This is a genomic window from Pseudomonas sp. 44 R 15 (assembly GCF_900004965.1).
Lineage (GTDB): Bacteria > Pseudomonadota > Gammaproteobacteria > Pseudomonadales > Pseudomonadaceae > Aquipseudomonas > Aquipseudomonas orientalis_A.
Window position 1 is genome coordinate 148,168 of sequence record NZ_CVTU01000099.1, and the last position, 11,619, is coordinate 159,786.

An 11,619-nucleotide genomic window follows, 5' to 3' on the forward strand; every position below is an offset into this window, starting at 1 on the left:
GAGTTTATATGCAAGACACATTGCCGAACGTCCACGCCGACCTGATCGACATTCCTTCGTTGGAGCAACTGGCACCTCGTACGCCTTCGCTCCATAAGCCTCGAATTCTGCTTTTGTACGGTTCGACGCGAGAGCGCTCTTTCAGCCGGCTGGTGACTCAAGAAGCAGCCCGCTTGTTGGAAGAGTTTGGCGCCGAAACCAAGATCTTTGACCCATCAGGTCTCCCGCTGCCGGATGACGCCCCCGATACACATCCCAAGGTCGCTGAGTTGCGCGAGTTGATGCAATGGTCTGAGGGGCAGGTGTGGTGCTCCCCTGAGCGTCACGGCTCCATGAGTGCAGTATTCAAAGCCCAAATTGACTGGGTACCGCTGGCGATGGGCGCTGTACGACCTACGCAAGGGAAGACCCTTGCAGTGATGCAGGTCTGCGGTGGCTCGCAATCTTTCAACGTGGTCAATCAGCTGCGCGTACTGGGCCGATGGATGCGGATGTTCACCATCCCAAACCAATCTTCGGTGGCCAAGGCATTTACCGAGTTCGACGAGGCAGGTCGTATGAAGCCGTCCTCGTACTACGACCGACTCGTGGACGTGATGGAAGAGCTGATGAAGTTCACCCTGCTGTTGCGGGATCGCCAGGATTATTTGGTTGATCGGTACTCCGAGCGTAAAGAGTCCGCCGAAGAGCTTTCCAAACGCGTCAGCCAGCGCTCCATCTAACGTCAGTACGAGGAAGCGATATGAGTCAGATCACGAGTCAACATCGCTCCTTCATTCCCAGCATATTTTTCCCCGGATATTTGATGATCGGAGCAACTGAGGCCCAGCATAATGCAAGAACCTCAGCGCGATCCTCCGACACAGGCATTTGAATCTGGCGTAAGTCTATTTGGGGATATACGCAGCTACCGACTTGCGAATCTCTTCCCGCGCTTCATCGGCGCTGCCCCAGCGGCCCATCTTCACCCACTTACCCGGTTCCAATGCTTTGTAGTTTTCGAAGAAGTGCTGGATCTGTGCGAGGAGTAACGCAGGGAGGTCTGAGCACTCCTTTACGTCGATGTACATGGAGCTGAGTTTTTCATGAGGCACTGCGATCACCTTGGCATCGGCTCCGGCTTCGTCAGTCATGTACATCACACCAACCGGGCGACTGCGGATGACAACTCCAGGTGAGACGGGATATGGACAAACCACCAGGACGTCCAGCGGATCGCCATCGTCGCTCAGCGTGTTCGGGATAAACCCGTAGTTGGCCGGATAGAACATCGGTGTACTGAGAAAGCGGTCAACGAAAATTTGTCCGCTCGACTTGTCCACCTCGTACTTGATCGGCGAGTGGTTTGCAGGAATCTCGATAACGGTGAAAAAGTCATCGGGGAGGGCGTTGCCAGCTGGGATGTCCGCGTAGCTCATGTTCATAGCTCCGAAGTTGTGGAGGGTGTTGAGCTGGAGGGCGTTTTTCCAAGGGTGCCCATCTCGATTGGCGTCTTGGTGAAAAACACCGATATTTCCTCAGAGTCCAATCGTTTGAACAATCGTTCTGCCTCATCTTCCGTGATGGCCAAGCGAATCTCCGTGGGTTGATCCGCCAGCTCAAAAAAGTGCGATGAATGCAGTTTTCCTGTGTGCCCAAACCCTTCGATTCCGGTGCAGAGCGTGGCGCCTCGCAACCCCATTTCTTTAGCCACGTCGACGATCCAATCGCCTAGCATCTTTCCCTGATAACGACGGTTTTGTTGGGTGAAGAAAACGACCATATAGCCTTTCATTTCTATCTCCTCAGCGAGTACCAATCATTTGGTAGGACAGAAGCCCGGCAGCGGTCATCGCTAACGAGCCTGCAACGTGCAACGAAATTGAGCCAAGCGCCCAGACCAGTCTGCCCTCCTGAATCAAGGCAACCGTTTCGGCTGAAAATGTAGAGAAGGTGGTAAGCCCACCACAGAAACCCGTGATGATCAGGAGACGCCACTCTGGACTGAGGGTAGGAGAAGCGGCCAAGAAGGCGATGGCCAGGCCGATGATGTAGCCCCCAACCATGTTCGCGACCACAGTACCTGGGGGAATCGTAGGAAACAGAGCATTCAGTTTCATGCCCAATATCCAGCGCAACCAGGCTCCAAGTGAAGCGCCAACGGCGATGACCATTAAAGACTTCAGCATGGCGAGCCCACCTCATCAGACCTGAGTGGACTAACTGGCAAGCGGCTCGCGCCGAAAGAAAAAGGAAACTCGGAGGATAAGATCATAGCCTGTCCTAAAATGGAGGACAGGGAGACGCACCTACGCACCCTGTCCAGGGTTCACGTAGGCATCATCAGCACGAAGGCGGTTAAAGGAGGAATGCCATCTCCTGATCTGATCCTATAGCATCAGCGCCAATGGTATCAATAGGCATCAAGAGCAGCTGCATGCAAGCGATCTGAAGGCCCTTTTGGCTAGGCAATATGTTTGATTGTTGGCGCTGATTGAAAATTGACCCAGGGAGGATTGCTGATTTTTGTCCCAGCAATTGTGGATAGGAAGGTGAGTTGGCCGGACGGTTACAAATGATCGACATGGCCAATGTATCTGCTACTGGGCGCGGTCGTAGGCGATCAAAATTCGCATTTGATGAATCGAAACTCATAAATGTTAGCGTTTTCGCCTGCTTTAAAGCCTTTTTTATAGGTTTTCGAGGATGTTTGAGTGAAAACTCAGATTGACAAATAGGCAATTTATCAACCGTTCGTCGGCAATCGCCAATTTATTTTCACCCCCCCTCTTGAAAATTTTTAAGCGAGACGGAGTTCTTATATTTGAGAGCAAGAGAAAAGCGGCAGTGGCCCAGACGCCGCCTTTCCCACAGACTACCACCGGCTTTTACATCTGATATTTACGGTTTCTAGATCACAGGGTTTGAGGGTCTGGTGTGAAGCTGAGGTTGGAATGGGTGGGCCGGGGGCCAAGGAGAAATCGCTTTCTTTGCAGCCGCAGGCTGCTGCTTACGCTTTGACGTCAAACCAATAGGGCTTTTTTGCTGGGATCAGTCCGTCTGAAATCCCACCCGTCTCGGACAACAGGCTCGGCTGGCGTCCGTCGCCTTCAATGTTCTAGCAAGACGCACTCGGTGACCTACTACGCGCTTCGAAAATTCGGATCTGTAAACTAAATTTTTGATCTGTAAACCTCGGCGGTTAACACGTCAAAAAATTGGTTTACAGGTGGATCTGGATTCTGGCCGCGCTTGGGGCTATTTTGCCAATTTATTGATAATGCGAGCCCAATGACCCTACTGTCTGATGGTCAGCTCTGGTCTCTTGCCTGCAAAGCCTATGGGGATGATCTTCCTGGAATCCTTGGATCGATTGTGAGCGCCTACGAGCGTCGTCCGGGGCTGAACAATCCTATCCGTGTTCACCGTTGATGGCTTTACAGCGCTTCGAGAGGCCCTTACCACGCAGCGCTTCAGTGGCTTCCATCAGCTCGAAGGTTGCTTGGAGATCCGCGAGCCTCTGGCGTGGCATCTCGTACGCCATCTGCAGCAGAAGCTGATCATCGATGGGCATGCCCCTGCTTCAATCCGCGACCAGCGTTTTGCGGCAGACCTGGGGCTTTGACCTTGCCCAGTTGAGATACCTACGGATTCCGGACTTGCAGAGGCTTGCAGCGGACGAGCTCATTTGTGATAGCCCGAGCGCTGAGGTTTACGGGTATAGCTTGAAGTCGCTGCCCTCATGCCACTGGCTAGGATCGATATCAGTGATTTCTAGCCCGTAGGTGCGCAGGAGCCAGCGTGTTTGCTCGCCGTATTCACTTCCAGGCTCACTGCGGCCATGCAGCGCAATGCGATTGTTTACCAAGGCGATATCACCTGGCTGCAGAGGAACAGCGATTGCGCAGTCAGCACATGCGTGTTTCAGAGCGTCCATTGCCTCCTGCGCGGACTTGTGGTCGATGTCAGCAATCTGCGTGGTGCTGTGGCTGAATCGGATCCACCAGCTTCCATTCATTTGGAAGAGAAGCTGCGCATCATCGACATCAAGTTCGTCGCCTAGGATTTCTACCATCCCATCTTGGAAGGTCAGCTGCGAACCAATGATGTACTGGGGCTTCTGGAGTTCGTCGATATGCTCTTGGCTCAAGCGCGCCATGAGGTGGTCGAGAGGCATCACCGTAGTCGGAACTTGCTTCGGGTTGCGCAGTGCCGACAAGCACACAAAGTCTGGAGAGGGTGCAATGCGTTCATTCAGGGGGTCGCGGTATCCCCGCAACGGGAAGGTCACTCCATCCGTGTGCCCACTCATCTTGTCCGCCGATTTGACTGTGAATTTACCTCGGCCAGGCGGGAATACCACCAGATTCACGAACAGATCGCCTCCGTTCTCGGAGCCGTAGGAAACCGTGGCGGAATTGATAGCCGCAAGGCACGCGATCGCAGTAACTCGGGCAATAACCGTGCCTTCCGCTTCAGGCACCGGGCAAAAATCAATAGGGGTATCGGGTAGGTCATCTGGCCGGAAGATACCCTCCAGCGTCAGGCAAGGCTGTGCCCATGCAAAGGCTTGCACCTCTGCACAGCTACTCCCCCGGCTATTGAGCTCGCGTTCGATCGCAGGCTGCAGCTCACGCCCCAGATCGCCGGGGCGCGCCAGGTACTCAAGCACTTGCTCGTAGGTCACGTTCGCTCGCCATTCGCTGACTGCGACACGCACTGCTTCTGTAAAGATTGCCTGGATCAATTGTGTCCCTACACGCGCGAGTGATATAAAAGTGATGTATGTCAGCGTGATTATCACGCACGATCTCACCAGCGACCAAATCCGTCTATGAAAATGCCCAAGCTTCAGCCTGCCGATTATCTCCAAGGGTGCGCTAGTTTCCTAGCCTGCCTTAAGCCATTCATGCACTTGCGGGAGACCTCCCAGGGCATTGAGTGTGAGATGACTCTGGCTAATGGCCAGCCTGTAGTGGTCACCGGCAAGGACGAGCCGCACCTGCTGCTTGGCTTGATGTCCGTACTCGTCGAACTGATTCCTCAAGTTCCAGCCGACGAACGGTTAGCGATGCCACCTGTCTCACGCACAGTGCCTGCGGATAAGCAGACTTTGGAGGCGACCATGCAACCTACCGCTACTACCAAAATCACCGATGAACGAACACAAGCTGCCCGCTTGCAAATTGGTTTAACTACCAAGGTCTCGCTTCATGAGTTGGTAAGACGCGTAGCAAAACGCCGTGGGGTATCGCTGTCGATCGCTGCGCGAGATCTGGTGCAGGACGGGCTGACCCGGTTCGATAAAGAATCAAGGACAGTAGACCCTTCGGAGCTGCTGACTGATTACGAGCGCACTGCCAATGATTACGCAGGTGCCGATTCGGAGAGTTGGATCATCCGGGCTGACAGGCGTCTGGTGATGAGAACGCGCTTACGCGCAGGTGAATATGAGCGCTCGTTGTCATCATTCACCAACTTCCTTCTCGCCAACGCTTTGAGCCATTGCCCTCACGCTGCTGCTGTGCGTGAGGCAACGACTAATTCGATTACCAGTGATGAGGTTGTCGTAGAGGCTATCAAGGCGATCGAGCAGGTCAGTGGGGTAAAAGCCCGTGCTCTCGCTCCTCAGATCGATCTAGGTGAGCAACGCGGCCTGACCAACATGATCCTTGGTGGCTCTGTACTGGCGCCTGCGCGAGTCCTGGCGAAGCTGGCTGTCGTTTTGAAGAAGCCTTTGGACGTTGTGTCGGTAGCCTTGGAGCGTCGGTTCGCCACCCAATGCGTTCCAGCTTTCAAAGCGACTGATGGAAAACCCACCGTGCAAGCGGAACGCAAGGCGTGGAGTGTCGCAGTCAAAGAGCTTCAGCTGCCGGCTGAGGAACAAGAGCGTCTCCTGAACCTAGAGGGCTAAGTGTGAATCCATTCGACCGGGCACGTCGGCAAGCATTCGAAACCCGAGAAGCCCTGGTCGGATTGGCCGCTTCTCTAGGTGGCGTCAGCTCCTCTGAGCTCCTGGCTCATGTTGAGGAAACACTCGAAATCGCGATTGAGCGCTTACCTTTCGGGCACCCGGAGTTGGGTGGCGGCAGCGGGGTGCTCAAGCGAGAAATTCAAACCATCTACATCCGCAACGATGTGTCTCCAGGAGAAACGGCCTATCTCATCGCCCATGAGTTGGGTCACTGGTACCTCGACGGCGATCGCCCTGCACAGACGGTCGCTCATCTGACCAGCATGACGGATTCCTATGGCAGTCAGGCTACGGTGGCGGTGGAAGCATACGGTGCTCGTGAGCGCTTGGAGCTTCAAGCCAACGTGTTTGCTCGTGAGCTTCTGCTACCCCGTGGTGTCGCAAGCCAACTGTTCTATAGCGGTACTGGTGCCACGGTCATCGCAGCCACTCTGGAGGTACCGCTGGAGATCGTTCGTCTTCAGCTATTCGACGGCATTTTGCTCCCCATATTGCCTCCTGCTCCACCTCCTCCTCTGCCGCTTATGACGCAGGGGCAGCACGATGCTGCTACCGCGTCCGAAACCTTCGTCAACGTTGTTGCCGGGCCGGGTACTGGTAAAACGACGACACTGATCCATCGCATCAAGCACCTGGTCGAGCGCGGTATCCCTCCCAGCCAAATCTTGGTGCTGACCTTCACGAACAAGGCGGCTCATGAATTGGTTGAACGCCTGAAGGTGTCTGGCATCGCCGGAGCCGCCGACGTGTGGGCCGGGACTTTTCATGCATTCGGGCTCGAATTCCTTCGCAAATACCATCAGATTTTCGGCCTGGAGTCCGACGTTCGGCTCGCAGATCCGCTGATGCAAGTTCGCCTGATGGTGAGCACGCTGCCCAAGGTGCGGCTCAAGTATTATCTGAGGCTACAGAACCCGTACGATTGGCTACCTGGCGTTCTGGGCCATATCAAACGACTCAAGGAAGAATGCCTCACAGTTGCCGACTACCGCACGCGCTTGGCTGCACTTCCGCCCTGCGAGCCGGATGTAGCCAATGAGCGCGAAGACATCGCCACCCTGTTTGAAGCGTACGAAACAGCAATGCGAGCTGAGCATTTGGTCGACTACGTTGACCTCATTGCCCTCCCTGCATCCCAGGCCAAGCGGGATAGAACAAGCGTTGCTCAGTACATCGACCATTTCTCGCACGTACTAGTGGACGAGTATCAGGATGTCACCGAGGTGATGGTCGACCTCCTTCGTCAATTGGCGCTGAATGCTCAATCATTCTGGGTCGTCGGTGATGTGCGTCAGGCCATTCACCATTGGCGAGGCGCGTCGATCCGTAGCTTGATGCACTTCGACACCACGTTCTTGAGCACCATTCCAGGAGCAACGGTGCGCCGCTACGCTCTCGACCTGAATCGGCGAAGCACGCCTGAGATCTTGGAGCTATTTTCCTGCGCAGGCATCCATCATGCACTGAATGACCGGATGCCTCTGGAACCAGTCACGGCGTATCGTCCCTCGATCGGGGTCATACCTACCCTGTATGAGTGCGACTCCAAGCCCTCCCAAGCCGTCACCATCGCTCAGCGCATTGATGGGCTGGTGCAGAGGGGTGTCCCGTACAGGGATCAAGTCGTGATCAGCCGTAAATCGGCAAACGTTGAGCAGATTGTTGAGTCGCTTGAGAACTTGAATGTGCCAGTGCTGCACATCGGCGATGTCTGCCAGCGCCCTGAGATTAAGAAGCTGCTGTGTCTGATGGAACTGCTGTGCATGCGACAGCCGCGCTCACTGGTCGGGCTGATCTCTGAGCCAGCGTTTCGAATGCCGCCCCAAGACATCGAGCACCTCATATTCCTGACCCGCAAAGGCGCGGGATTGAGCATGCAGCGAGGCCGGTGGCTATGGCTGCCTACGCCAGGCCTCTCGCCCGCTGGCCAGCAAGCCAAGTCAAATTTGGCGTTGCTGTTGAGAGGGCTCAAGCGGAATTCAAGGCCTTGGGATTTTGTCGCCAAAGTACTGCTCGATCAGCGCTACGGTCTTCCAAACCCTGCTGATCAGACCATTCAGGCCCATACTCAGCGCTTGGCAACATGGCTGTTCGTCTATGCCGTACGCAATGGTGACGGAGATATCCGCCAGGCACGGCTTTCCCAGTTCCTGCTTCGCGAGGAGCTACGCCGTAGGATCGGAGAAAAGCTAGGGGATCGCGGTTTACCGCCTGAAGCGCGAGTTCTGGATGCGGTGAGCGTTATGACCGTGCATTCCAGCAAGGGCCTTGAGTACCCAGCAGTTCACGTCACCGATGTTGACGACGCGTCATACGGTGCCAATCGACCCTATGCATACGATGTGCGGGGGTTGGATCTCATCCCTCCCGAAGTTTTGAACAGCACTGGGTCAGAGTTCATGTTCGAAGAGCGAGTAGAGCGCAATAACCTGCTCTATGTCGCCCTGTCTCGGGCTCGTGATTACTTGTATCTCTATGAGATCAGTGGGTGGCCACGTCCAGTTCCGCTCAATCGCGCTGCTCCCGCGAGTCTGGTTAAGCGCTCGGGGGTGAAGGTACCGCCCGCACCCATCATACCGCTGCCGTTGGCTAGCAGCACCGTGGTACCCACTGTGAGCTATGAGGCGTTCCAGGCCTACATGAGCTGCCCCCTCCAGTACCACTATCGCTATGAGCTAGCGCTCACTGCTGAGCAGGAAATCGACGTCTCGATCCGTGCTCGCTGGGCGATTATGGACATGCTGTTGGCCGTGGCGAGGGATGGCACTGACCCCAACACGGCATTCCAAGCCGCATGGGCGTTACACGGACTTCCAGATAGGGCAGAAGACCCTGGCTTGATGGATGATGCGATTGCCGCCGCCAAGCGTGGGCTGGTGGTGGTTAACAGCGTCGGCGGTGCCGTCGAAGAAGGGATGGTTTCTGAAGTCAACGGTGTGCGCATCGAGCTCCCTTGGATGATCGTCGATAAAGGGCAGCTGCACTGGATTCGAGCTCAGACGGGGATCCAGTACACCCTTAGTCACCTACGGCCCATGATGCTTGATATCAATGGCTCTCGAAGGCCGAGTGCGAAGATCTACTCCATTATCACTGACCAGCACGTGATGGATGGCCCTTCCAAGCAGGCCGCGAGCACGTCCGTATACAAGATGGCTCAACGTTTTGCCGCAGGTGATCGATCCGCCTCCAGAGGTCGGCATTGTGGGCGCTGCGCCTATCTGAGCATCTGTGCCAACATCCCCTGACTGACCTTCTTTGAGCTACTCGTAATTAAAGTTCGATTCAACATAAAGTTCATGCAAAGGATTGCTATGCAAAATTATACGGACTCAGTAGAAGCCTACATTAGGAGAGAAATTTTTTCGGAAACGGGAGAGGCTTTTCTAGATCTTTCGATTCAAGAAGACATAATTTATTCTGAGTTTAACGATGTTGGTCGATGGCTTTGTAAGCAGTATATAACGGGTGACTCAAGCTTCTATCTCGTGGATAGTATTCAAGTCCAGGCAGCAGCTATTCATGGCTACCAGGCGGTTCTAGTCTATAAGGGTATGCTAGATTTGATATTCCGCATCTCTGCTATGTTGGTGGGGGCAGAGCGGCGCCAAAAATTCCCAGATGAGGAGTTTTATGAGCCTTGGAGAAACAATCTAAGTTATTGGTTCAAATATGCAGAATTTGATTGGTCGGATAATAGATATTGGTGGCTTCATCGCGATGATTTTAGAAAAGCCTTTGAAATGCTTGCCGAGGGCTTGTTTGTATTCCTCTTGCTGCATGAAATAGGGCATCTCCACAATCTGCACGGGGACAGAAGGATTGAGAACTCAAGGACTGCAACCTCTACATCGCCTTTAGACGTTGATGATATTTTTGTACACGAGGCACTGGGACGCGGCGAGACGGTGAGCGAAGCCGATAGGCTGGCTGCCCACACTCGTGAGATAGTTGCAGATGCTTATGCATTCAAGTTTATGATTGTAGAGCTTAGGGATAGCTTATTTCCTGAGTCGGAATATTCCGGTCATGATGAAATGGCACTGCGCGTCCTTAATTTTGTCGTGTGTCACTATATGGTGGCTTCCTTGTTTTGGGGTTTTAGCTTTCAGCAGCCAATGCGCAATGATGCCCAAGAAAATGATTATCCATCTCATCTTTTCAGGCTGCAAAGTATTGAGAATGCTGCCCTTGAAAATCAATTGGCTGGCGGTAATAAAGAAACACATCAGGGTATGGCGATTGGTATGAAGAATTACACTGATAAATTGATTTGTGCTGCTGGTGATGATGAGTTTGTATCTTGGCGTGAGATGGCTGCCATTCCTGCGAATCATGAGCACTATCAGAAGATTCGTGGAATGGCGGGTGACTGGTCAAATATTAAATTTGGCGTGCGCGATGAGGATTGGCTGCCTTGGCCGTTTTCAACCTGAGATCAGGTAACCCCCAACTACCAGTAAGCGAGGAATGTTTTCGTTATGACCTACATTAACTTGCCCAGTGATCAGCAAGCTGCAATCACCGATGTCGATGAGGCGGTGCTTCGATCAGCGGTACGCAAGTGTTTGGATGAAGAGCGCATGGGGCCGATTCAGGGCCTAGGGCTCGGTGACTGTGGGGCCTATGTAGGTAACAAGCTCCATGGGTTCGTTCATCGGAAGGCCGGAAGGCATAGACACCCGAGGTTGCTTGCCCCAGGCGTCCCATGCGTGGCGCCTCATCTATCTCATGTACACCTGTTTGGTGCGAGTCATGTTGATTCGGTAGCTGTCAGCGAACAGGCCGTTTGTCTCCAGTACTACTTCGCTCTTTTTCGTGCTGCGGATGTCGTAACGCTGTGACTGGGCCATGAGGAGACCATGTTCCAACTCGGCTTCTTCAGTGCTCGGTGGGCGCGAGGTATCACGTATCTTGAGGGTCATGCCAGCCAGCAATCTTGCGGCTACACGCATTCTTACGCTCAGCAGTTTGATGACCAGCTCATCGTCCGAGGCTTGCCACTCTCCATTGCCATCGAAGTTATAGATCGTGGTGTAGGGAGAGAGCGGGACAGGCAAAAAGGTAGTGCTCTTCAGGAGGCCATTGATTCGGTATGTCCTGTTACGAAAGAACTCAGTAGTGCCCTCAAAGCCAACAACGCCATTGCGTTGAGGGTATTGGTATTCTTCATACCACAAGCCCAGCAGTTTTGGGTTCAGACCATCGGATGTGCTGGGCTGAACCATGTAGGGTGCCAGCGGCCCTAGTATGGTTGACACGTCTCTGAGATGCGGAATCAGGAAAACGATTCCCGCCACGATACTTGCCCACCAGCCGACACGGAACTTACTCAATTTCATATCGCTTTACTCACGATGCAGAAACTCCTTGCTCGCCCGGTGAGGAGCGTCACACGTCCAGTTTGCGGTGCCACAGGTCGTGCACTGTCTGTTTAGAAATCCCCATTTTTTCGGCGATCTGCTTCTGGTTAAGGCCTTCCGCCTTGAGCTGATGTACCTTTCTCAAGGGTGTGACGTCTTTCACAGACATCGCGCTGTACTGCATCGCAGGTTCGTTGGTCTTCGCTGCGTGCATTTGCTTGGCAATGCCGAGGTCGGTGGTCAACCGCTGATGGCTCGAAGGGTACCCGATTGCTCGGGTGCCCTTGATCGTCTGGCGCGCAG

At 54.0% G+C, this 11,619-nt stretch carries 11 protein-coding genes and 1 riboswitch; of the genes, 4 read left to right on the forward strand and 7 right to left on the reverse strand.

Annotated elements, in window-relative coordinates; genetic code table 11:
• Nucleotides 1-8: 8 nt before the first annotated feature.
• Nucleotides 9-722 carry an arsenical resistance protein ArsH gene (gene arsH, locus BFP93_RS16930; RefSeq protein ID WP_065893944.1) on the forward strand — a complete coding sequence of 238 codons (714 nt, stop codon included), beginning with the start codon at nt 9-11 and terminating at the stop codon, nt 720-722.
• A 165-nt stretch (nt 723-887) separates the two neighbouring features.
• On the opposite strand, the gene ppa is transcribed toward arsH, so the two are convergent.
• From ppa to BFP93_RS16950, 5 genes are all read right to left on the reverse strand, one after another.
• Nucleotides 888-1,418, reverse strand: a complete 531-nt coding sequence (gene ppa / locus BFP93_RS16935) for an inorganic diphosphatase (protein WP_058410837.1) — start codon at nt 1,416-1,418, stop codon at nt 888-890.
• Between the two features lie 2 nt (nt 1,419-1,420).
• Nucleotides 1,421-1,774, reverse strand: a complete 354-nt coding sequence (locus tag BFP93_RS16940) for a DUF190 domain-containing protein (RefSeq protein WP_058410836.1) — start codon at nt 1,772-1,774, stop codon at nt 1,421-1,423.
• Nucleotides 1,775-1,784: 10 nt separating this feature from the next.
• Nucleotides 1,785-2,168: a fluoride efflux transporter CrcB gene (crcB, locus tag BFP93_RS16945; protein ID WP_017337059.1), complete on the reverse strand. Its 384-nt coding sequence runs from the start codon at nt 2,166-2,168 to the stop codon at nt 1,785-1,787.
• A gap of 138 nt (nt 2,169-2,306) precedes the next feature.
• Nucleotides 2,307-2,368, reverse strand: a riboswitch (Fluoride riboswitch).
• A gap of 1,023 nt (nt 2,369-3,391) precedes the next feature.
• Nucleotides 3,392-3,553 carry a hypothetical protein gene (locus BFP93_RS28910; RefSeq protein WP_176717570.1) on the reverse strand — a complete coding sequence of 54 codons (162 nt, stop codon included), beginning with the start codon at nt 3,551-3,553 and terminating at the stop codon, nt 3,392-3,394.
• A gap of 138 nt (nt 3,554-3,691) precedes the next feature.
• Nucleotides 3,692-4,783 carry a TauD/TfdA family dioxygenase gene (locus tag BFP93_RS16950; protein ID WP_141687980.1) on the reverse strand — a complete coding sequence of 364 codons (1,092 nt, stop codon included), beginning with the start codon at nt 4,781-4,783 and terminating at the stop codon, nt 3,692-3,694.
• Nucleotides 4,784-4,927: 144 nt separating this feature from the next.
• On the opposite strand from BFP93_RS16950, the gene BFP93_RS16955 reads away from it, so the two are divergent.
• From BFP93_RS16955 to BFP93_RS16965, 3 genes are all read left to right on the forward strand, one after another.
• The gene (locus BFP93_RS16955) at nt 4,928-5,893 is read left to right on the forward strand and encodes a hypothetical protein (protein ID WP_141687981.1); all 966 of its coding nucleotides are present in this window, start codon (nt 4,928-4,930) and stop codon (nt 5,891-5,893) included.
• Nucleotides 5,894-5,895: 2 nt separating this feature from the next.
• The gene (locus BFP93_RS16960) at nt 5,896-9,201 is read left to right on the forward strand and encodes a UvrD-helicase domain-containing protein (RefSeq protein ID WP_065893945.1); all 3,306 of its coding nucleotides are present in this window, start codon (nt 5,896-5,898) and stop codon (nt 9,199-9,201) included.
• A 66-nt stretch (nt 9,202-9,267) separates the two neighbouring features.
• Nucleotides 9,268-10,389 carry a hypothetical protein gene (locus tag BFP93_RS16965; protein ID WP_065893946.1) on the forward strand — a complete coding sequence of 374 codons (1,122 nt, stop codon included), beginning with the start codon at nt 9,268-9,270 and terminating at the stop codon, nt 10,387-10,389.
• A gap of 288 nt (nt 10,390-10,677) precedes the next feature.
• On the opposite strand, the gene BFP93_RS28915 is transcribed toward BFP93_RS16965, so the two are convergent.
• Nucleotides 10,678-11,295, reverse strand: a complete 618-nt coding sequence (locus BFP93_RS28915) for a hypothetical protein (RefSeq protein WP_065893947.1) — start codon at nt 11,293-11,295, stop codon at nt 10,678-10,680.
• A 49-nt stretch (nt 11,296-11,344) separates the two neighbouring features.
• Nucleotides 11,345-11,560: a helix-turn-helix domain-containing protein gene (locus BFP93_RS28530; RefSeq protein WP_065893948.1), complete on the reverse strand. Its 216-nt coding sequence runs from the start codon at nt 11,558-11,560 to the stop codon at nt 11,345-11,347.
• Nucleotides 11,561-11,619 lie beyond the last annotated feature (59 nt).

Coding starts and splice junctions, on each gene's coding strand:
- arsH (WP_065893944.1), top strand. CDS start 9: ATGCAAGACACATTGCCGAACGTCCACGCCGACCTGATCGACATTCCT.
- ppa (WP_058410837.1), bottom strand. CDS start 1,418: ATGAGCTACGCGGACATCCCAGCTGGCAACGCCCTCCCCGATGACTTT.
- BFP93_RS16940 (WP_058410836.1), bottom strand. CDS start 1,774: ATGAAAGGCTATATGGTCGTTTTCTTCACCCAACAAAACCGTCGTTAT.
- crcB (WP_017337059.1), bottom strand. CDS start 2,168: ATGCTGAAGTCTTTAATGGTCATCGCCGTTGGCGCTTCACTTGGAGCC.
- BFP93_RS28910 (WP_176717570.1), bottom strand. CDS start 3,553: ATGCCCATCGATGATCAGCTTCTGCTGCAGATGGCGTACGAGATGCCA.
- BFP93_RS16955 (WP_141687981.1), top strand. CDS start 4,928: ATGACTCTGGCTAATGGCCAGCCTGTAGTGGTCACCGGCAAGGACGAG.
- BFP93_RS16965 (WP_065893946.1), top strand. CDS start 9,268: ATGCAAAATTATACGGACTCAGTAGAAGCCTACATTAGGAGAGAAATT.
- BFP93_RS28915 (WP_065893947.1), bottom strand. CDS start 11,295: ATGAAATTGAGTAAGTTCCGTGTCGGCTGGTGGGCAAGTATCGTGGCG.